The following is a 21,792-nucleotide window of genomic DNA, read 5'->3' on the forward strand; positions in this document are numbered from 1 at the left end:
AGTATCAAATCCTGTACAATGAAAACGATAATTGTCTGCACAGATTTTTCCCGCGAGGCTGAAAATGCCACCCATTATGGGGCTTCTCTGGCTAAAGAAAATAATTACAAAATCGTACTGTTTAATTTACAGACCATTTCTATCCACGCGTTGAATGCCCAGGCCTCCGCTGATTTTTTCTACGCTCAAACTCTTAAAAATCAGAAAAAAATAATTGAGAAGACTGAGGAACTCAAAGAATTATATAATATAGAAGCAGACCATCATCTGGCTTCGGGTAATTTTATGGAAGAGCTTGAAAACTGTATTGAGGCTCATGACTGCGATTGCATTGTTATGGGAATGGCAGAAAAAACTCTTGAACAAAAGCTTTTAGGGAATAATGTAACACGGGCCATCCACAGAATCAAAAAGCCGATCCTGATTGTTCCTTCTCATATAGAATATACAGGAATCCGCAAAATTCTTTTTGCGTACGATACCCAGAAGAATATGACCTGGTCTGCCATGAATGATATTTATTATTTCATCAATACATTTAATGCTGAGATTGAAGTATTTAATGTGAATGAAAATCTTGAGGACTTCACAGAGGTTATTCATGATATCGATCTGAATTCCGGATACGATCTGGAGGATATTAAATACCGTTTTAAAATGATCCAGTCTGTAGAAGTGATCAAAGCTATTGAAGAGGAGGTCAGGCTGACGAATCCTGATTTACTGACTATGGTTCCGTATCAATACAATCTTTTGGAATCTCTTTTCCACCGAAGCAAAACCGCTATTATGGCGTACAAAAATAAAATTCCATTACTATCAATCCCCTTAAACATAGATTAAGATCAATAAAAATCTGTTCACATTTGAATTATCCTTTTTTGCCTTAAAGGCTAAATTTTACACTTAATCTTGTTTAACAGGTCCTGAAGAAATTTCAGGACCTTTTTTGTAACCACAGTTCTACTGATGCCAGCAAGTTCTCGGATCTTCGCTTACAGCATGGAGAGGCTCGTTTGCTATAAATTACTCATACTATATAAAGAGCACATCTTCTCTTTATTTCAAAAAAGGATAGGTAAAAAATATGATATGAACTAAATTCAGGAAAAAATGGCTCATAATGCTGAATACAATACTTTTAGACTTTTGATATATAATGCCGTACATTGCTCCTGCTATAGCTGCGTACATCATATAATATATTCCTCCCTGCCAGTGTAAAGCTCCAAAAGCTGCTGCTGCAATACTGATACCAACCACTTCCGGATATTTTATCTTCAAAAGAGATAAATGCCTTTGAAGAAAGCCTCTGAATAAAACTTCTTCAGCCATGGTGACTACTAACAGGTTATTCACAGCCCAAATAAAAAAATAGCTATGAAATTTATATTCCACTTTTACAAAGTTAAACATCAGGGTAAGCCCCATCAGTAAAAGAATTGCCATAACTGTAAGATACCAAGCATCCAGAAATGCCGTCTTTAAGCTTGCCCCTAATGGTACAATAAATAAAAGTAAGGCCATACCTGTTAATGCTTTATCTATATTAAAATACATCGTAAACGGGGAAGCATCTTCTGAGACCTGTATTTTATCAAAAATAAGAATATTATGGAATCCCGGTAACAAATGCTGATATATGACAATTGAGAAAATGAAAACTATAGCGGCTAAAATATGATAAAGATATCTCGGATATTTTTCACTTTTCCCGAAAAGATTATATAAGTATACTATACAACAAAATGCCATTACAACAAGAACTCCTGTGATAGAAATAAGCTGGGCTAAAAGGCTTATTATTACAACAAAAACAAATAATAGTATTCTGATATTTTTCCCTCCTTTCATAATGCTAATAACGTGTGATATTTTATGGGGATTATATTACATTCAGCTATAATCCTGTATCCGATTACAAAACTACTTATTAATTATAGTAAATACCAGAATTTACACATTCATTAATAAATTCATATCTCTTTGAATATCAAAAAGTCGTAAATTTAATAAAAGATAAAAACAGTGTTTTCACTCTTTTTTATGCCTGCCCCGTTAGTTAATTTTGTTCAGATTAAAAATTAAAAAACCATAAAAAATGAAAACTTCCTTGTTAACTAAAACTTTAAGTCTGCTTAGCGCGGTATTCGTTATTCTTTTTTGTTTACTAAGCTGTACCCGCTGCTCCGAGCCCCCTAAGGAACCTGTGAACGACAGTTATAAAAAGAAACTGATCAGCTATCGCGAAGCCAGAGTCCTTTATGATGAATATTCCAGAACTAATGATATGGTTCTCACCAAATACAGAAACGGTGAACCAGATTCACGATGGTATTGGTTCTCCCTGGAGGAGATGGAAGGATATATCAGATATGTAAAAGAAAACGCAAAAAAACAAAAATTGAAAAATGTAGGAATCAGAATCTATATGGGAAAATATCCTGTAAATCAGCCTAAAAACAGAATGGCGAAACCGGAGTATGCAGGATATCAAACGATATTTTTAGTTCCTACTTCAAAAAAGGATAAAAGAAATAATACAAAAGTAATGTCCAGAACGACAGCAACAGATGAAAATACCACCGTAGAATCTATAGAGCCAATGAACATGACCAACCTGGCTCCTCCTCCTAAAGCTTCAGCAGTGGGAATACAATAAAAAAACAAGATTATGAACTGGAATATTGAAACAGGGAAACTGATATCTATGATCATATCCATCATTGTGATGATTTTAATGATCATAAAGTATAGAAAAACCGGAAAAGAAAATCTATTTTTCATTATTGGATATCTCTTGTTTTCCCTGATTGATATTTTCTGCTATTTCTACTACAGGATGACGAGCCTGCCTACGGATATATTCTATGTAATTGGTTTTTTGATGATCGTTTTCTTTTTGTACCTGCTTTATTATTATCAATTATTGTATGTCCCGCTACTCAAAAAAATACAGACTGTTATTCTTGTTCTTTTTGTTCTGAATATTGCTGTAATGTTTTTAATCGAAGAAGATCTGCTCCATCATTTTTCTTTTAATATGCTCTATGCAGATATTCTTTTACTGTTATTTTCAATTATTCTGTTTTTGTATCAGACTTTTAATTCAGATAAAATATTGGGAATTAAAAATTATTTACCGTTTTGGATCTCGGTTGCCTTACTGATATTTTTTATCGGAAGTATCCCGATTTTCTTTTTTAGAAATACGGTTTCGGAAACTATTTATTTTTTCATATTATTTATGTTGAATCTGATCAGCAACGGCATCCTCATATTAGGTTTAATTTGGAATAAACAGGACAAAACCCGATAAATACCGCTCATCTATGGAAGAGAATAATTTGGTCATTATCTTTACTATTACTTTATTTATTATTGTCTTGACAATGATCTTCATTTATGCGGTTTTCATCAAAAAAAAAACTAGTCTTCTGATTGAGCAAAAAGAGAAAGATTTACGGTTTGAAAAGGAACTTGCCACCTCACAGGTAGAGATGAAGGAACAAACGCTCAATTATATCGGGCAGGAATTACATGATGATCTAGGACAAAAGCTCTCCGTGGTCCGATTGCGCCAAAATCAACTCATCAACAAGCTTACCAATGGAGAAAAGGAAGAACTGAACGAACTGAACGAACTATTGGGTGAATGTATACAGGATATCAGAAACCTTTCTAAAACACTTATCACTGAACAGATTATTCATTTCGGACTGACAGAATCCATAGAAAGGGAAGTTCACAGGATAAAAAAACTGAAATTATTAAAAATAGAATTCATCACTCAAAAACAGGATATTGATATTTCTCCAAAACATGGACTAATCCTTTTCAGAATAATCCAGGAAAGCATCAACAACATCCTTAAACATTCCAGAGCCAAAAATGTTTCCATCCGAATGGAAGATGATAATGAAAAGCTGCATATCAGCATTTCTGACAACGGAAAAGGATTTAACACCAACAGCATGCAGGACGGTTCAGGACTGAAAAATATGGAACTGAGAGCAAAGCTGATTCATGCAGAACTGTCTATACAATCTGAACTGAGTAAAGGAACACAAACTTTGATCACCTATTACAAAAATTTATCATGAAAACAATTCCCATAGCTATTGTTGATGATCATACCTTAATTTCCAAAGCACTGGAGAATATGATCACGGAAAACCCTCAATATAAAGTGATTATGAACTATCCTAACGGAGAGGAATTTATTACAGCAATAGAAAAGGCTTCAGAATTACCGGCTGTAGTTCTTATGGATGTGAATATGCCTTATAAAAATGGTATAGAAACTACAGAATGGCTTAGCGAACATTATCCCGACATCAAAGTTATTGCCCTGACGATGGATGATGATGAAAAGATCCTCATCAAAATGCTTAAGGCAGGAGCCAAAGGATATCTTCTGAAAGACATGCAGCCCTCAATACTGTTTCAGGCCATAGATACAGTATTTGAGAAAGGAAGTTTTTATACCGACTTTGTAGCTCAGAAATTATTGAAAGTAAAAACAGAAGAAATGAAAACCGCTTCTCTACTTTCGGAATTGAAAGACAGAGAAAAAGAATTTATTAAGTGGGCCTGCAGTGAACTTACCTATAAAGAAATAGCTGATAAAATGTTTCTCAGCCCCAAAACAATTGACGGCTACAGAGATTCCGTTTTTTTGAAGCTAGACATCAAAAACAGAGCTGGTCTCGTGCTTTTTGCTTTAAAGCATGATCTGTGCTGATTTTCAATCTTTACAATTTATAAAAGAATCCGGCAGCTTGTTAAGCTGCCGGATTCTTTTATTAAAAATAAATCTTACACCTTTAAAAAAGGGCTTTTCCCTATTCAAAATACAGCTTTATCCTCTGTTTTCATCCTTCGGAATAACGGAATTTTGTCTTACAAAAATACAGAAGGCCCAACCCGAAAAGCCATAACAGAGTAGGGACTACATAAAAACTAATACAATGAAAAAAGCACTCATCGTAGGAATCAATGACTATGCACCCATCGGATCTGGCGGACCAGACCTCAACGGATGTGTAAATGACGCGAGGGATATGGCCAATACCTTGGTTATTTGTGGCTTTAGCCCGGCAAAGATTAAAATTTTAACCAATCAAAATGCTACTAGAGCCAATATATTGAACTATCTGAAATCCATGATCAATACAAGCGTAAAAGGAGATTCTCTTGTCTTTTATTACTCGGGACACGGAACCAGAGTGGCCAATATCGGATCTGATCTTGAGATAGATGGTTTGGATGAAGCTATCTGCCCACATGATTACGCCAATGCCGGTGTAATTCGTGATGATGATTTTAAAACAATTCTTGATAAGCTAAAAGCCGGAGTTAATATGGAAGTTATTTTTGACTGTTGTTACTCCGGAACCGGAACCCGAAAAATGGACCTCGGCCTGGAAACAGATCTCCTCAGTGAAGCGGCCCGCTTTATTCCTCCCATGCTCGAAGATGAGTTTTACCTGACGTACGCCAGCGAAATTACAACTTCAAAAAATGCTAAAAAGACAACTGTACTTACCAAAGCCCTTGTTCCTGTTCCCGGATTGAATCATACTTTATGGGCTGCTGCCAAAGATAATCAGGTATCGATGGAAGGAAACATCAGCGGACAAATAAGAGGCTATTTCACGTATCATTTTTGTAAAATATTACGGGCTACCAATGGTAATATCATCAGAAAAACACTCGACAAGCAGATCGCGATTGCATTGGCTGCTATGGGAGCTGCTCAAATTAACCAAACAGAAAGTATTTCCACAGAATTTTCTCAAAAAATATTTACCTGATCTAAACCATACGGCGGAATCCGAAAAGCCATTAAAAGAGTAGGAATCAATATTAAAAATTAATCATCATGTCTACAATTGAAAACATTAACCCAATGACAGCTGAAGAGATTTCAAGACTCAGAACTGTTAAAGCAAAATCAGCTGAAAAGCCAGCTGTTATTGAAAAGTTATTTAACCAGGCTCCTGCAATGGAAACCATGAATGGAAGAACTTTTCCTAAAGGAATGAAAACCATAGGAATGCCTATGGATGAGAAAACAGCAGAAAACCGATCTCTTGAAACGGATCATTTTTATCCTACCCATGCAGATTTTGAATACAATCCAAAGCTGGAACCCAAAAAAGACCGCAAGCCGAAATTTATTGACAGAGATTCTTTTCTGACTCCGGAAAATGCAAGAACTATATTCGGAGCTGATCAAAGAAAGGTATATAACTCTACAGCTTATCCATGGAGATGTGTGGGCAGAGTGGAAAGCTCTTTAGGCTCAGGAAGCGGTGTAATGATCGGGCCAAGACATCTCCTCACCTGCTCCCATATTGTAGATTGGCAGCCTAATAACACAACCGGATGGCTGAAGTTCACGCCAATGTATTATAACGGAAGCGCACCTTATGGAACAGCCTGGGGTACATTAACCTATTACAAATATAAAGTTGCAGGTCCTACTATTGACTCTACAGAAATACAATATGACTACGTCGTTATTGTATTAGACAGACCTATAGGAAACAGTACGGGATGGCTGGGATCAAAATCATATTCCGATTCTTGGGATGGAGGAGCATACTGGACACACGCAGGATATCCGGGAGATCTTACCGGAACTCAAAGACCTACTTATCAAACCGGAATTGCTCTGGACGGAGATTTTTGGAGTGCCGATGATAATGAAAGCATGAGCCATAAAGCTGATATTTGGCCTGGACAAAGCGGAGGTCCTTTCTGGGGCTACTGGGATGGTTCTCCTTATGCCGTTGCCACGCAAAGTGCTCATAATCCAAGTGAGAATTTTGCAAGCGGCGGCTCGGATTTAGTAAATCTGGTCATCCGAGCAAGAAATGAACATCCTTAGTTTATTTTATAAGCCCTCCTAAAATAGGTTGATGAAATATTAAACAATATTAAATCCGGAGAACGTTTTTTGTTTCTTCGGATTTTTTTATAGAGTTTATCCAGAGTTTCCATATTAATACTCAAAATGTAGTTTTTGGTATTTCCAAAACAGGAAAGTTCATTAATTCCCTCTCCCTCGGTATTTTGATAATAATCATAACCATCTGCTATATAAGGTTTAATCTTATTTTGATTACGTATTCTCTGAGCAATATTGTAACTCTTTATTAAATTTAAGTTAAACATTTAAAGATATTTTTCAATTATATTTGTTAAATTCAATCAAAATGATTCTATTTTAATAAAATATCAACACATAATCAAGCATGGCTAAAAACTTTCTTTTTTTTATTTTCCTATATTCCAACATTATATGTGCGCAAAAACAAGATGACCCTTTTGAAAAACTCTATATTTTTACCGCTACCGAAACGGCGGCAAAAAATATGACTCAGGCTTTAAAAGTAGCCGATTCCATGATTTCTGCTTCTACAACTCTACAACATAAAGGAAGAAGTATGATGTTAAAGGCCAGCCTTTATATGCAGCAGAGTAAATACAACGAAAGTTTAAAATTTGCTGAACAATCAAAGGATATTTTCAACACTACTAATAATTATGAATTACAGGCTAAAATACGAGGTTTTCTTGCAACAGAATACCGAATTATTGGGCTAAATCAAAAATCTAAAAAATGTGCAGATGAAGGATTAAACATCGCTAATAAAATAAGTAATCCTCAAAAGCAAGCTCAGGTAAAAGCTCTTTTTTCTCAGGAACTGGCTTATTATGCAATTGATATTGAAAAAAACTATAACAACGCAGCTGAGCTTCTCAATAATTCTCTTCGGTATATATCCAAAGTCCCTCAGGATAAAATCACATTAGGAAGAACATATCAGATGTTGGGTGAAGTAAATTGTTTTTATTTAAATAATTACGATCTCGCAGAAAAAGACTACCGGAAAGCATTAGAAAATTTACCCGAGCAATATTATGTTACAGGTCTTACTTATGAAGGATTGGGTAAAATTAGAACTTATCAGCAACGTTATGATGAAGCTGAAAAATTTTACTTAAAGGCATTGGAATTTGCCGAATCTAGTGATCATCCTGAAATGAAAAAAAGAATCTATAATGGCATATCAGAATATTATGAAAAAACCAATCAATATAAGAAAGCAGCTATTTATAGAAAAAAATTTGCCGAAAGTACCTGGAATGAAACAGTAAAATATATCAAGTCTGTTGATAAAGATTATAGTAAGGTTGAGAATGAAAAAGAAGAATATGTCGGTTGGAATAATATTAAAACAATGATTATTAGCATCGCTTCTGTATTGATTTTGGTTCTTATTATCATTTTTATAATGAACAGAAAAAAACATAAAAAAGAATATCGCAAGTTTAAAAGTATTATCGATCATTACAAAGAGAAGGAAGAATATGTTTTGGAAGCTAAAGCTGATACTCCGGCAAAATCTATTGAAGATATTGAAAGGAATACGGTACAGGGAAGTGAGGAAATTACACAAAGTAGTGTTACAATAAGTAAGGAGTCGGAAACAAAAATTTTAGAACAGCTTGATCTTTTTGAAAAAAATGAAATATTTAATAATAAAAATGTATCTCTTACATCCTTAGCTGCGGAGTTTAATACAAATATTAGATATGTTTCCTATGTGGTAAAGAAATATAAAAATACCGATTTTAAAAATTACATTAATAAATTGAGAGTTAACTATATTATTCACAAACTGAATACATTTGAAAAATACAGAAAATACAAAGTATCAGCATTAGCTGATGAATGCGGGTTTTCAACACATGCTCAATTTACTACTACCTTTAAATCGATTACCGGGATTTCGCCTTCAAATTTTATTTCATTTATTGAACAAGAAAAATCCAAAGAAGATTAAAATTAATAGAAGATAAATTTTAGGTCTGTATTATTTTGATACAGACTTTTTTTTCAAAGCTATCTAAACTTAACCACAAAGTCACAAAAGTTTTTTATTTTTCAAACACTTGAGGCCACTTTAGAAAGCTTAGAGAAATACCACACATTTAAGTTCACATAAGATGAAAATCTTTGATGTTCAAAAAGACTTTAGTGTACTTTTCATACCAAAGCATATAACTTATAATCATTGTTAGCAAATTATTGCTTGAACAGGTTCATCAGTAATATTTTTCATCGAATAAAAACGAAATTACAATAATTTAATTTTCAAATATTTACATATTTTTTGTTTTTCATATTCCGAATATAAGAAGTGTAGTTTTTGTGAGAGATAACGCTTCACAATACATTTGTGGTGTAAAGTCAAGCAACAAAAATTTAAAACAAAAATGAAAACAAAAACTCCATTTTCAACACAATGATTAGTATAAATATAGTCCAATACTTTATACTAATTATACAAACTTTTTAATGATAACAAAACTATTTTGATGTCAATTCACTAATCCCCTTTCGAATTATATTTCGTATGGTGATAGTTTATAATTCCATATAGTTTATAGATGGCATAGAGCAGCAAAGGCAACTCCAAAGATGAGTATGTCTTGACAGAATTACAACATTGTTTTAAATGTCATCTACGGATCAATTATATTAATTGAACTGCCTTTTTTAGCTCGCAGAATGCGGGATATTATTTTCCGCATTCTTTATTAGAAGGTTTGCATCTTAATTTCACTATCAATCACTAAAAGTCATTAAAAACCAAACTATTAATAGCTTGGATTGACCTCTGTACTTAAAATCCAAATTGATTTTTTTAATTAAAAATTTTACTCATGATAATACATAAGACTATGAAAAAAAAGATTATTCTTTTTTATGCCCTATTTATATTCGGGGCTTCGTTCGCACAAGTGGGGGTTGGAAATACAAACCCAAAGGTAAACCTTGATGCAAGAGCGGTCACTGGAAACTCAGCTATCGCATTTGGCAATACCAACCAAACCGCCCCCGATGCAGGAGGTGGAGCAATGAAGTATGACACGGGATCACTGTATTACAGTAATGGAACAACATGGGTTCCTTTATTAGAAAAATTACCCAATGTATTTATTCCCAGGGTAGTAGCTTCTGCGAAAAAAAATGCAATTCAGACAGATGGTCCTACCAATACTAATGAAACCCATATCTGGAATTTTGAAGATATCACAATAAACGATGGAAACTGGGATTCAACAGCCAATGGATACACGGTTCCTGTTACCGGATTTTATCAGATGTCTTTGTTTGGAAACATTAGCGTAAATGCTGCCAACAACTCTACATCATGGACCATTTTTGTATACACAGGTGCAGTAGAGAGCAGATATATTGTAGCTACTTATACTAATATTCCGGCATTGGGTTCATATTCAACAGGAGGAACTCTCACTTTATACCTTACAGCCGGACAGGTTGTAAAACTTGGAACGGCTTATTGTAACGGATGTGGAAGTGCAAAGACCTATACTGTATCCCCAGGAGCTTTGTTTACAATTACCCAATTAAGTAATTAGTAAAATAAATAAGTTTTTAATTTAAAAATTTAAGACAATGAAAAACAGATTTATTTTACTATGTCTATTCTTAATTTCATGTAAGTTTTTTGCTCAAACAAGACAAGTAGGAATCAATACAGCATCTCCTCAAGTGCTCTTAGATGCGAGAGCTAATAACGGGAATTCTGCCATTGCCTTTGGAAATACAAATCAAAATGCTTCAAATGCCGGAGCTGGAGCAATGAAATATAGCAATGGAATCTATTATAGCAATGGTGTCGTATGGCAACAATTGATTGGAGGTTCTGCCAGCGATGCACTTCCTAAAGTTGTAGCTGCAGGAAGAAAGAATGTTGATGAAGTTTTCTCTACAGATAATCCGGAAGCCCACCCATGGATTTTTCAAGATATTACACTAAACGACGGCAATTGGGATCCAACTATCGGGTATACAGTTCCTACCTCTGGTTATTATCAATTATCTATGGGAGGCCCTTTGAAACCAAGCCAATCTGTGAATACCACAAATTGGACCATCTTTATCTATACAGGTACAACTGAAGAAAGAGCAAACGTTTTCTATGGACAGAATATTTCTACAGGAGGTGCCGCTTTTAGAGGTGGTACTACAACACTTTATCTTACGGCAGGTCAGGTTATAAAATTTGGTTCCACACATTGTGCGATCGGATGCAGTGGAAATTCAGTCACTTTTACTATAGGTTCCGGCGCTTTATTTACCATTGTACAATTGGGATCATAATATTTTAAATAATTGTAATGAAATTTCCCCTCATTTTTCATTATTCTAGAAATACAAATGTTTATATAAAATTATTGGGGATCCAGGCACTCCCTCAGGTTTAATTTTCCTTAATGTAGGTAGGTTTTTGTAAAACCCGTTCTTTTGAACGGGTTTTTTGGTATGTTTTAATAAAATACAGATATTATTGCATTCGGTATTTTATCACTTTAAATTGTAAATTATCATTCTCTTTTGTAATTGAGACCAATCCCCCCAAATCCCTATTCCAAAAACCGTATGATGAAGTGAACTGCAATATCGAAAACAAATCTTTTTTTCTTGTTCTTCCAAATAATCAAAATATCTCGTAATTCTCAATATTTTAATACATTTGTTCAAAACATATTCTAAAATGAATTTCGAGCAGGTCAATCTACATCTTGAGGCTTATAAAGAGCACAACCAGATTCTGGATGCAGCAAAATATCTGATCCACTCCTTTAATCTGGAACATGAAAACTTTGCAGGATTTGGCTTCAGACAAGAGCTTTCTCCTACCTCAATGCTTCTTACGGCAGAAGGAGAGCTGGGAGGACCACAAACGGTGATGATTCCAAGAAATTTATTTGATTTTGACCTCCACCTTGTCCTGAACATGATTGCTCACGAGATGCTGCATGTAAGGCAGAAAGCTCCCGGACAGGTTATTGAAGACAAGAATGAAAGAGAATTTCAGGCCTATTACGAAATGCTTTTTCATAAGGTATTCCCACAGGTGCCGGAGGTTTCGGACTTTCATAAGAAGTTCTTCGGAGGAAAAGCCTTGGAATATTACAAAAGAATGGGCGAAGGCTCAGTATTACAACAAAAATATGCAGAACAGAAATCAGAAATAGAACACTTAATTAACCCGTTACCATGACAGTAAAACCAGATATCGCTTGGGCAGATTTTGAAAAAATAGACATCCGATGTGGAACCATTATCTCCGTAAATGATTTTGAAAAAGCAAGAAATCCTTCTTATCAGCTGGAAATAGACTTCGGAGACCTTGGAATCAGAAAATCTGCTGCCCAGATCACCTCGCTTTATGAGAAAGAAGCCCTGGTAGGAAAACAGATCTTAGCTGTAGTCAATTTCCCTAAAAAACAAATTGCTAATTTTTTCAGTGAATGCCTGGTTTTAGGATTATATGGTGAAGATAAAAAAGATGTCACCCTTTTAACCCCTTCATTGCCAACAAAAAACGGGATGCAGGTAGGATAGCAAACAAAAAACACACATGATACAGAACATACCATTAGAAAGAATCTTATTCCTTGATATTGAGACCGTTCCGCAGGCAGGCTCATGGGACGAACTATCTGAAACTGAACAATATCTCTGGGACAAAAAGACAAAATTCCAGAGAAAAGAAGAGGTTACAGCAGAAGAATTTTATGAAAGGGCTGGTATTATGGCCGAATTTGGAAAGATCATCTGCATCAGTATCGGAATGCTTGAAAAGAATGAAACTTTAAAGATCAAAAGTTTTTCCGGCCATGATGAAAAAAAAATGCTGCAGGAATTTGGTGAGATTTTCAACAGTCCAAGGCTTAATAATGTTATTCTTTGTGCTCACAACGGAAAGGAATTTGACTTTCCATGGATTGCCAGACGATACCTCATCAATGGAATACAGCCACCCGCTCCGTTCCAGATGTTTGGGAAAAAACCTTGGGAAATCCCGCATATAGACACTATGGAACTGTGGAAATTCGGGGATTATAAGAGTTTTGTATCTCTGGAATTATTAGCTCATGTCTTTGGTATTCCTACTCCGAAAGATGATATTGACGGCTCAATGGTTTCATCAATTTACTACATAGAAAAAGACTTGCAGAGAATTGTTGACTATTGTGAAAAAGATGTCTTAACTTTGGCAAATATTTTCCGGCGCATGCGTCAGGAAGATTTGTTGAAAAGGAATATCAATCTAGATTAAAAAATGAAATTTACAGACGATCAAATTGCTGACATTGGTGAGGAAATCATTGGTGTATTAAAAACCGTATATGACCCTGAAATTCCGGTAGATATCTACGAATTAGGGCTGATTTACGATGTCCAGATCTCCGATGATGCTGACGTAAAAATTATAATGACACTTACGACTCCCAACTGTCCTGTTGCAGAAACACTTCCTCAGGAGGTAAAAGATAAAGTGGCTGAAGTAGAACATGTAAACAGTGTTGATTTAGAACTTACTTTCGAACCAAGCTGGAATAAGGATATGATGAGTGAAGAGGCGAAATTCGAACTGGGAATGCTTTAATAAAGCCGGAAGCTGGACGAGGGAAGCTGGAAGTTATTATCTATTGATATTTTCAGCAGCTTTCAAAAAACTTCTCTCTTCCAGCATCCTTCTTCCTTTCTAAATATGATCTTTTGCAATTTCTTTTCCTTCTCTCCTGCTCCATTCGCTCCATGATCCTACATACAGATCAGGAATTGGGAAGCCGGCATAATCCAATGCCAAAATAGTATGGCAGGCAGTAACCCCCGAACCGCAGTGAATGATCAGGTGATCAGCTTTATTCTTCAATAAGTTATTGTACTTTTCTTTTAAAATTTCCGTTTTCAGAAAATTTCCGTTTTCATCAAGGTTTTCAGAAAAAGGAATATTGATGGCTCCCGGAATATGCCCCGCAACCAGATCAATAGGTTCAGATTCTCCTCTGTAACGGTAAGCATCTCTTACATCAATCACGGTAGAAGAACCGCTTTTCAACTCATTTTCAACACGTTCCAGACTTGAAACCGGAAGAGACCAATGCTCTTTTTTAATTATAGAGGCCTTTTCATATATTTCCTCTCCTGCAGAGAATTCCATTCCATTATTTTCTGCAGCCTGCATTCCTCCATCCAGGACCTGAACATTTTCAAATCCGAAAGATCTTAACATCCACCATGCTCTTGCTGCCGCATTGGATGCATTTTTATCATCATACACAACGACATGAGAATTTTCAGATATCCCAAGGTTTGAAAGCGTTTCTGCAAATTTTTCTACGGAAGGAAGCGGATGCCTTCCTCCAAAAGCGGCATCTTCTCCTATTTCGGCAAGGTCTTTATCCAGATCAATGAATCTGGCTCCTTTAATATGCTTATCTAGGTAGTTCTGTTTTACTTCTTTTCCTGTTCTGGCATCTAGGATAACAAGATTTTCTGTGGAAAGATTTTTTAATTCGGATGAAGAAATTATTGGAGACATGATGTTGGTTTTTGGATTAATTTTTATTTAAGTTTTGGCTAAAGCCCGTCCTGTTTCAATAGAATAAAGCGGGTTTTAGCCCGCTCCTATCAATATTTTCTCAATATTCTGCCGATGGGGGCAGATCTCTTTTTTATCTTTAAAATTTATGATTCATTCTTTTTAAAAATGAAAAATATCCTTCGCTTTATTATAAGAACTCTCAAAGTTCAGGAGATTGAGTTTATGTTCCACTTTTTCAACGCTCATAAAATTGATCACCTGTTCGGTTGGCATGTTTCCTACAAGATCATCTTTAGCCATAGGACACCCTCCAATTCCTTTGATAGCGCTGTCGAATCTTCTACAGCCTTGGTCATAAGCCGCTTTTAATTTGGAATAAGAATCCTCATAGCGGTTATGAAAATGTCCTCCGAAGTTAATCTCCGGATATTTTGAAGGAATTTTTTCAAATAAAAGAGCTATCGTTTCAGGAGTGGCGACCCCTGTTGTATCTGATAATAAAATATCTTTCACTCCGATTTCTGAAAACCTTTGTGCCCACTGATCAACATCTTCCCATTTCCACATTTCACCGTACGGGTTTCCAAAAGCCATGGAAAAATAAATATTCAGCTGCTTCCCTTCACTTTTTACCAGTTCCAGCATTTTAATAATTTCATTAAAAGCTTCGTCCCGACTTTTATTCGTATTTCTATGTTGAAACGTTTCAGAAATAGAGAACGGAAACCCAAGAATATCTACCGACTGGTGTTTCAAAGCTTTTTCAGCTCCTCTGTAATTTCCTATAATCGCGGAAACTTTTGTCTTGGAACGTGATTTGTCAATGTTTTCGGCCACCACATCAGAATCGGCCATTTGTGGAATCGCTTTCGGAGAAACAAAACTAAGACAATCCAACACATCAAAGCCAACATCCATCAGGGAGTTGATATAATCTATTTTTTTGTCGGTAGGGATAAATTCTCCCCAGCCCTGCATTGCATCTCTAGGACATTCGGTAAGAAACATGGGTACTTTCATTTTCTCAAATATAATAAAACTAAACAAGTTTGTACATGAGTCTTACAAATCTAACACCATTTTGATTTTCAAAGATTTATATCCGATTTATAATTTCGATCATTGATATTAAGTCGCAAATAACGTATTCTGAGCATCAAATTTGCTAACTTTGTTAAAATTTATGATTAATCTGATGAGTACAATAGAGTTCAACCCATTGTGGAAAGAGAAATTACTAAACCGTTTTCTCAGCTATGTAAAAATCTATTCAACCAGTGATGCAGAAAGTGAAACAACACCTTCTACTGAGCGTCAGTGGGATATTGCAAACTATATTACTGAAGAACTGAAGACTATCGGTCTGGAAGATGTTTCCATTGACGGTAATGGTTATATTATGGGATATATCCCTTCTAATCTGGAAAATGATGACAGACCTACAATCGGGTTTATCTCCCATTATGATACTTCACCGGATTTTAGCGGAGAGAATGTAAAACCTCAGGTTTGGGAAAACTATGACGGAAATGATCTTCTGCTGAACCAGACTACAGGATTCACTTTATCTCCTTCAAGATTTGAAAGTTTAAAAAAATATGTTGGGCAGACATTAATTACAACTGACGGAAGTACTCTTCTTGGTGCAGATGACAAAGCGGGTTGTGCAGAAATTGTAACGGCTGCGGAATATCTTATTGCTCATCCCGAAATCAAACACGGAAGAATTGCCGTAGGATTTACTCCGGACGAAGAGATTGGAAGAGGAGCTCATAAATTCGATGTTGCTAAATTCGGAGCAGAATGGGCATATACTATGGATGGTGGAGAAGTTGGAGAATTGGAATATGAAAACTTCAATGCCGCAGGAGCTGTCGTAAGAATTCACGGATTAAGCGTACATCCCGGTTATGCTTACGGGAAAATGATCAATGCTGCTCTTTTGGCTGCTGAATTTGCTCAGATGCTACCTGCCAACGAAACGCCTGCCACAACAAAAGGGTTTGACGGTTTCTATCATTTAATGGATATTACAGCTGATATTTCTGAAGCTAAACTTCAATACATCATCCGTGATCACGATGCCGATAAATTCGAAACAAGAAAGAAATTCTTAGAGCAAAAAGTGGCTGAATTCAATCAAAAACACGGTGAAGGAACTGCTGAAGTAGAAATTAAAGAGCAGTACAGAAATATGAAACAGCAGTTTGAAGGTAAATTGCACATCATAGATCTTGCTGCAAAAGCAATGACGGAAGCAGGCATCGAACCAAAGATCAAGGCGATCAGAGGAGGAACAGACGGAGCTCAGCTTTCTTATATGGGACTTCCCTGCCCGAATATCTTTGCGGGAGGAATTAATTTCCACGGCCCATACGAATATGTAGCCCTTGAAAGCATGGAAAAGGCTACTGAAGTAATCATTAATATCGTAAAAGCTTAATTCATCATGAAAAAGGTCTTAGCATTAGCATTTATTTTCACTTTTCTTTTCGGCAGTGCCCAGGTTTCTGAATTTCAAAAAGCAGATTCCCGTTATGAAAGAAAGAAAAAGGCTCTATATGATAAATATCCCAAGCCTAATGATTTAAGAACCAAGAAAGAATGGCTTCTGACGGAAGACAAAATATCGGCATACAAAAATGCTTTAGATAAGGCTTCTGCTGAGGCGCAGAAAATGATCACGGCAGATCCTCCTAAAACAAAAGTGGCTAAAGAAGCAGAATATGATCAGGGCAAATCAGCTTTTCAAAAGCTTTTATATGGAGCTGTTGATCTTGATTTTCTGGACTTTTCGTCGGATTCCTACAAAGCAACCATGACTTTTGTTGTAGATTCAAAAGGAAATGCTCTTGATCCCCAGGTAAAAGGAAATAATGAGGATGTAAACGCTTTCATTGAGGCCGCGTTTTACAGGATTAAAGATAAAGGAAAATGGAAACCTGCAGAAGACAAAGGAAAACCGGTTTCTTCTACGGTCACTATACCTTTACAGCTTACCTTTAAAAAATAAAATTATATAGCCCACTGTTATTGCAGTGGGCTTTGTTTTTTCACTCATTAGCAGCAAGTTATAACTAAACCTATTCCCTTTTTCGTTATATTTACTTTTTAAACCTTTAACGCCTAATTAATCAATCATGAAAAAAATGAAAAAACTCTTGAGAAAAGATCTGGCTGCCATTACAGGTAGCGGATTTGGAGATTCGTGCCATATGAGCGGAGATTCCTATAATTGCCAGAACGACTGCCAGTGTGCCTGGGGAAAAGGCTGTGAAATGTATGAGGATGGAAGTCCTGGCCAGTGCATTGCTGTAGGAGGAGGTGGAAATCCTGGCGGCGGAGGTGGCGGATGTATACCTCCGAACGACTGTACTGAACAACCTTATTAACATGAAACCATAACCCATTGCCATTGCCGTGGGTTTTATTTTTCACTCATTCACAATAGGTTATGATACAACCTATTTATTTTTTGATTATATTTTTTTTTTAATCCATTAACTTTTAACACCTAATTAATCATGAAAAAAATGAAAAAACTTTTGAGAAAAGACTTATCTACAATTCTGGGCAGCGGGCTTGGAGGCTGTCATATGGGAGGAGATTCCTATAATTGTCAGGATGACTGCCAGTGTGCCTGGGGAAATGTATGCCAAATGTATGACGGAGGAGGTGAAGGACAGTGCGTCCGTGGAGGTGGCGGAAATCCTGGAGGTGGCGGATGTGTTCCTCCTTCCGGATGTGAAGAGCAACAACAATAATGAACAGAAACCCGGAAGCATTACTGCTTCCGGGTTTTTATTTTTTCACCCGGAAACAGAACCTTGTCAAAGCATCTTTGCCGTTCATCAAATAAAGTTTTATTCAGCTCATGATAATTGTTGTTTTGCATCAGATTTTTAACAACACTAATTTATGAAGCAGCAATTTTTAGCCCTGGGCTCACTATTATTATGCATCTCCTGTACCATAGAAACTAAAGCACAACAGACCCCGGCTTTTCACATTGGAGTAAAGGGAGGTACAAATTTTACAAAAACTTCAACGGAGTCTCCTTCCCTGGAAGGAAAATACGGCTTCGGCTATCAGGCAGGAGTAATGACAAGAATAGATCTGGGGAGTCTTTATGTACAGGGAGAAGCATTATTCAACAAAAGAAAAGCATCTTACGAATCTCAAGACGGAAGCTCTTCAAAGCTTACCTGGAACGCTATTGATATTCCTGTTGTAGTAGGATATAAATTCATTAAAACCGACAATTTTAACATCAGGGCATTTGCGGGAGGCGTGTACAGCTATGCATTCAACAATAACCTCTCTACTTCCCGGGCTTTACAGGAAGGCTTTAAGCAGTTTGACAGGTCCAATATCGGAGTAACAGGAGGTATAGGTGCAGATTATAAGAATTTCACTCTGGACTTCAGATATGAAACCGGGTTATCAAGCATCAGTAAGGAGTTTAAGTCTAAACCCCACAGCTTTTCCCTTGGGATAGGATATTTCCTGTTCTAAAAAACTTAAATTATCTTTACTTTTAGAAACTGTCTCTGTGCAGTTTCTATTTTTGTTTTTATTTACTTTATATTCATGACAAGATTTTTTGTTTTAAGAAAGCACATTTTTGTTATTCTTTTCTGGCTCGTTTTCACTGTTGCGATGTGGATCAATTTCCAGTCCACATCTGGTAGCTACACAGCCATATTTCAAACATTTGCCGTTACAATAACGTCATTATTATTTACTCATTTTCTTACAACAAAATTACTCCCTAAGGCTTTACGTTCAAAAAAGATGAGCTTGTTCTTAATTCAGGCAACTCTCATCATTTTTACATTGAGCTTTATCTATGCTCTCATCTTTACTTATATTACAGGAAATGCGGATACAGCCCTGCCTGCCGATTTTTCTGACCAGGTTCCTCTTTTATGGAAAGGGTTTTATCTTGCACTTCCGGCCTCTTTTCTCATTAATGGAGCGGCTTGTGGTGTCAAATTTTATCAGGAACACGGAAAGATAGAGCGAGATCACATCCTTCTTCAGCAGACCCATCTGGAAAACCAGCTCAAACTGCTACAAGATCAGATCAACCCACATGTAGTATTCAATATTCTGAACCATATTCATATTCTGATGAGAACAGACACTCAGCTCGCTGATTATCTCTTGCTTAAATTCTCGGATATTTTGCGCTACCAGCTGTATCATTGCAATCAGAATCTGGTTCCTTTAGACAAGGACATAGAACATATTCAAAACCTCGTAGAAGTGGAAAAACTGAGATGGGGCAATGAACTTGATGTAAAAACAACCTGGGATATTCATCATAAAAAAGCTTGTATTGCCCCTCTCCTGTTGGTTAACTTTATTGAAAATGCCTTTAAATATGTTTGCCGGCTTCCAGGTCATAAAGGGTATATCATCATTTCATGCAAAGAAAGAGATCATCTGCTCACCTTCTATATTGAAAACTCTTATTCAGATATTATAAGCTATAAAAAGAAAGATAATGTGGGCGGAATCGGCCTTCAGAATGTAAAAAAACGCTTAAACCTGCAATACCCTGATTCTCATGATTTAAAGATTGAATCCGGTGACCAAATCTTCAGAATAACTTTAACTTTAAAACTATCCGATCCTGATGAATAATATTATCCCGAAAATGAAATGTCTGATTATAGATGATGAACCGCTGGCAAGGTTCCATCTTAAAGAACTGGCCGGCCAGATCGATTTTTTAGTGGTTGAGGGAACCTGTGCCACTGCATTGGAAGCGGATACCATAGTAAAGGAAAAGGAAATTGATCTTCTTTTTCTTGATATCAATATGCCTTACCTCACCGGACTGGAGTTTTTAGAACAGCTTGAAAATCCTCCTTTATGTATCCTTACCACAGCCTATTCCGAGTATGCACTGGAAGGGTTCCGGCTTCAGGTGGTAGATTATCTTTTAAAGCCTATTGCTTTTAATCGTTTTTATCAGGCTGTCAATAAGGCACAGCAACAGTTTATTATCAGTGAAAAGCTAAAAAAGAACACCTCTCTGGATGACCCTTTTCTGTATGTAAGGCAGTCTGATACCTTTATAAAAGTGTCTTGGGTGGATATTCTTTATATTGAAAGCATGCAAAATTATACCAAGCTTCACTTTAAGGATAAATTCCTGGTTATCCATCAGACGATGAAAGCGATTGAAGAATCTCTCCCATCTGACCATTTTTTCAGGATTCATAAATCCTACCTCATCAATATTACTCATATCGATATGATCTCCGGAGGCCGTCTTTTTATCAATAAAACGGAACTTCCTATTTCCCGCAGCCGTAAAGACGAATTGCTCAATCAGGTGGTGTATAAAAAGTTGATCAGTAAATAGAAAAACAAACCGGAAGTTACATGATAACTCCCGGTTCTTTATTTATGGAAGATTCCATCTTAGTGACAAAGCGGCATAGAATGTACTGGCAAATCTTGGATCAGCCATCTTTTTCTCTCTGAAAATATTCTTGATCTTTCTGTCATTCTCGCTGAAGCCTCTTAATAAAGCAGTACCTCCTGTAATCCGTAATGTAAGCTTATCATTGATCTTAAGCTCCGGTCTGAGCCCTGCTGTGATCTGTTGATATCCCATCAATATGGATTTTCCGTCCTTATTTCTTTCAATTGTCATCCCGTTAAGATCTACTACGGCTTTTAACGCAAATTTATCTGAGAACAGATATCCCGCTTCTGCACCTTCAGGAAAATTGATCCTGAATTTAACTTTTCCGTTGGTCTTCCAGTCGATATAAATCCATGGCAGAAGCATCGGCACTCCGAATGCTGTAGTAAGTATCGGGCCTCCTCCCAAAGCAAAATTAGGGCTGAAATGTCTGATAAAAAGAACACCTCCCTGTCCCAGAATATCATCAGAGCTTATTTTTTCCAGATCGGTATACACTCCCACTGAAGCCATCATCATCATGCTCCATCTCTTTCCCAAAGGTCTTATATGCTGTAATCCGACCTGAGCATTCAGCATTTGATCCGGAAATAGTGATGTTTCGTAATTTTTGTTAGACATCTTCGCATAAGATCCGCTCAACAGCATAGACCATGCTTTTACTCTTCCGCCACTGTCTTTTTTTACAGATAATGGAATACTCAGGTTGAGGCTAATTCTTTTAAAATCACTTTTTGAATTGGTCTTTGTACTATCTTCCGGGCGGATGTAGCTGGAAGCCGGGACATATTCAGTTTTAAGTTCTGCAGAGATTCCGGATTGTGCCTTCATCCAATATCCTAAAGGCAGCAGACAGCAAAATGCCGTCAAAAGGTTTCTTTTCATATTTTAAATTTTATGCAAAGA

Annotated in this window: 26 protein-coding genes; 21 read left to right on the plus strand and 5 right to left on the minus strand. The window is 36.3% G+C overall.

The window, feature by feature from the left end:
- Nucleotides 1-18: 18 nt before the first annotated feature.
- Nucleotides 19-843: a universal stress protein gene (locus F3J23_RS09790; RefSeq protein WP_167027682.1), complete on the plus strand. Its 825-nt coding sequence runs from the start codon at nt 19-21 to the stop codon at nt 841-843.
- A 216-nt stretch (nt 844-1,059) separates the two neighbouring features.
- Here the strand turns inward: F3J23_RS09790 and F3J23_RS09795 are convergent, their stop codons facing one another.
- Nucleotides 1,060-1,854: a CPBP family intramembrane glutamic endopeptidase gene (locus tag F3J23_RS09795; RefSeq protein WP_167027685.1), complete on the minus strand. Its 795-nt coding sequence runs from the start codon at nt 1,852-1,854 to the stop codon at nt 1,060-1,062.
- 247 nt (nt 1,855-2,101) lie between these two features.
- Here F3J23_RS09795 and F3J23_RS09800 point away from each other — a divergent pair, with 247 nt between their 5' ends.
- The 6 genes from F3J23_RS09800 (at nt 2,102) to F3J23_RS09825 (ending at nt 6,895) form a co-directional block, all read left to right on the plus strand.
- Entirely contained in the window at nt 2,102-2,662 is a 561-nt protein-coding gene (locus tag F3J23_RS09800; RefSeq protein WP_167027688.1) for a hypothetical protein, read from the plus strand.
- Nucleotides 2,663-2,674: 12 nt separating this feature from the next.
- The gene (locus F3J23_RS09805) at nt 2,675-3,319 is read left to right on the plus strand and encodes a hypothetical protein (RefSeq protein WP_167027691.1); all 645 of its coding nucleotides are present in this window, start codon (nt 2,675-2,677) and stop codon (nt 3,317-3,319) included.
- Nucleotides 3,320-3,332: 13 nt separating this feature from the next.
- Complete coding sequence (locus tag F3J23_RS09810; protein WP_167027694.1) at nt 3,333-4,103, plus strand: sensor histidine kinase; 771 nt, start codon at nt 3,333-3,335, stop codon at nt 4,101-4,103.
- Nucleotides 4,100-4,744, plus strand: coding sequence for a response regulator transcription factor (locus tag F3J23_RS09815; RefSeq protein WP_167027697.1), 645 nt, complete (start codon nt 4,100-4,102; stop codon nt 4,742-4,744). The genes F3J23_RS09810 and F3J23_RS09815 overlap by 4 nt, the downstream gene beginning before the upstream one ends.
- A gap of 226 nt (nt 4,745-4,970) precedes the next feature.
- On the plus strand, nt 4,971-5,816 hold the full coding sequence (locus F3J23_RS09820; protein ID WP_167027700.1) for a caspase domain-containing protein: 846 nt from the start codon (nt 4,971-4,973) through the stop codon (nt 5,814-5,816).
- 68 nt (nt 5,817-5,884) lie between these two features.
- Entirely contained in the window at nt 5,885-6,895 is a 1,011-nt protein-coding gene (locus tag F3J23_RS09825; RefSeq protein WP_167027703.1) for a trypsin-like serine peptidase, read from the plus strand.
- Here F3J23_RS09825 and F3J23_RS09830 read toward each other — a convergent pair.
- Complete coding sequence (locus F3J23_RS09830) at nt 6,892-7,182, minus strand: hypothetical protein (RefSeq protein WP_167027706.1); 291 nt, start codon at nt 7,180-7,182, stop codon at nt 6,892-6,894. The two genes, F3J23_RS09825 and F3J23_RS09830, sit on opposite strands and share 4 nt — an antisense overlap.
- Nucleotides 7,183-7,382: 200 nt before the next feature.
- On the opposite strand from F3J23_RS09830, the gene F3J23_RS09835 reads away from it, so the two are divergent.
- The 7 genes from F3J23_RS09835 (at nt 7,383) to F3J23_RS09865 (ending at nt 13,502) form a co-directional block, all read left to right on the plus strand.
- On the plus strand, nt 7,383-8,858 hold the full coding sequence (locus F3J23_RS09835) for an AraC family transcriptional regulator (protein WP_167027709.1): 1,476 nt from the start codon (nt 7,383-7,385) through the stop codon (nt 8,856-8,858).
- 901 nt (nt 8,859-9,759) lie between these two features.
- Nucleotides 9,760-10,461, plus strand: coding sequence for a hypothetical protein (locus F3J23_RS09840; RefSeq protein WP_167027712.1), 702 nt, complete (start codon nt 9,760-9,762; stop codon nt 10,459-10,461).
- A 37-nt stretch (nt 10,462-10,498) separates the two neighbouring features.
- Entirely contained in the window at nt 10,499-11,206 is a 708-nt protein-coding gene (locus F3J23_RS09845) for a hypothetical protein (RefSeq protein WP_167027715.1), read from the plus strand.
- A 394-nt stretch (nt 11,207-11,600) separates the two neighbouring features.
- Nucleotides 11,601-12,110, plus strand: coding sequence for a hypothetical protein (locus tag F3J23_RS09850; protein WP_167027718.1), 510 nt, complete (start codon nt 11,601-11,603; stop codon nt 12,108-12,110).
- Nucleotides 12,107-12,454, plus strand: a complete 348-nt coding sequence (locus tag F3J23_RS09855) for a tRNA-binding protein (protein WP_167027721.1) — start codon at nt 12,107-12,109, stop codon at nt 12,452-12,454. The genes F3J23_RS09850 and F3J23_RS09855 overlap by 4 nt, the downstream gene beginning before the upstream one ends.
- Nucleotides 12,455-12,470: 16 nt before the next feature.
- Complete coding sequence (locus tag F3J23_RS09860) at nt 12,471-13,172, plus strand: 3'-5' exonuclease (RefSeq protein ID WP_167027724.1); 702 nt, start codon at nt 12,471-12,473, stop codon at nt 13,170-13,172.
- Between the two features lie 3 nt (nt 13,173-13,175).
- The gene (locus tag F3J23_RS09865) at nt 13,176-13,502 is read left to right on the plus strand and encodes an SUF system Fe-S cluster assembly protein (protein ID WP_047422116.1); all 327 of its coding nucleotides are present in this window, start codon (nt 13,176-13,178) and stop codon (nt 13,500-13,502) included.
- Nucleotides 13,503-13,601: 99 nt separating this feature from the next.
- Here the strand turns inward: F3J23_RS09865 and F3J23_RS09870 are convergent, their stop codons facing one another.
- Together F3J23_RS09870 and F3J23_RS09875 are read right to left on the minus strand one after the other, a co-directional pair.
- Nucleotides 13,602-14,441, minus strand: a complete 840-nt coding sequence (locus tag F3J23_RS09870) for a sulfurtransferase (RefSeq protein ID WP_167027727.1) — start codon at nt 14,439-14,441, stop codon at nt 13,602-13,604.
- 162 nt (nt 14,442-14,603) lie between these two features.
- Nucleotides 14,604-15,452, minus strand: a complete 849-nt coding sequence (locus F3J23_RS09875; protein WP_167028174.1) for a hydroxymethylglutaryl-CoA lyase — start codon at nt 15,450-15,452, stop codon at nt 14,604-14,606.
- Between the two features lie 187 nt (nt 15,453-15,639).
- Between F3J23_RS09875 and pepT the strand changes: the two genes are divergently transcribed.
- From pepT to F3J23_RS09910, 7 genes are all read left to right on the plus strand, one after another.
- Nucleotides 15,640-16,887: a peptidase T gene (gene pepT / locus F3J23_RS09880; protein WP_167027730.1), complete on the plus strand. Its 1,248-nt coding sequence runs from the start codon at nt 15,640-15,642 to the stop codon at nt 16,885-16,887.
- Nucleotides 16,888-16,893: 6 nt separating this feature from the next.
- Entirely contained in the window at nt 16,894-17,457 is a 564-nt protein-coding gene (locus tag F3J23_RS09885) for a hypothetical protein (RefSeq protein ID WP_167027733.1), read from the plus strand.
- Between the two features lie 136 nt (nt 17,458-17,593).
- Complete coding sequence (locus F3J23_RS09890; RefSeq protein WP_167027736.1) at nt 17,594-17,836, plus strand: hypothetical protein; 243 nt, start codon at nt 17,594-17,596, stop codon at nt 17,834-17,836.
- Between the two features lie 141 nt (nt 17,837-17,977).
- Nucleotides 17,978-18,208: a hypothetical protein gene (locus F3J23_RS09895; RefSeq protein WP_167027739.1), complete on the plus strand. Its 231-nt coding sequence runs from the start codon at nt 17,978-17,980 to the stop codon at nt 18,206-18,208.
- Nucleotides 18,209-18,362: 154 nt separating this feature from the next.
- Complete coding sequence (locus tag F3J23_RS09900; RefSeq protein ID WP_167027742.1) at nt 18,363-18,959, plus strand: porin family protein; 597 nt, start codon at nt 18,363-18,365, stop codon at nt 18,957-18,959.
- A gap of 279 nt (nt 18,960-19,238) precedes the next feature.
- Nucleotides 19,239-20,093: a sensor histidine kinase gene (locus F3J23_RS09905; RefSeq protein ID WP_228455314.1), complete on the plus strand. Its 855-nt coding sequence runs from the start codon at nt 19,239-19,241 to the stop codon at nt 20,091-20,093.
- On the plus strand, nt 20,086-20,820 hold the full coding sequence (locus F3J23_RS09910; protein WP_185156448.1) for a LytR/AlgR family response regulator transcription factor: 735 nt from the start codon (nt 20,086-20,088) through the stop codon (nt 20,818-20,820). Before F3J23_RS09905 ends, F3J23_RS09910 begins: the two co-directional genes overlap by 8 nt.
- 42 nt (nt 20,821-20,862) lie before the next feature.
- Here F3J23_RS09910 and F3J23_RS09915 read toward each other — a convergent pair whose 3' ends face one another.
- Nucleotides 20,863-21,771, minus strand: coding sequence for a DUF6268 family outer membrane beta-barrel protein (locus tag F3J23_RS09915; RefSeq protein ID WP_167027748.1), 909 nt, complete (start codon nt 21,769-21,771; stop codon nt 20,863-20,865).
- Nucleotides 21,772-21,792 lie beyond the last annotated feature (21 nt).

It is taken from the genome of Chryseobacterium sp. Tr-659, from assembly GCF_011752975.1.
GTDB lineage: Bacteria > Bacteroidota > Bacteroidia > Flavobacteriales > Weeksellaceae > Chryseobacterium.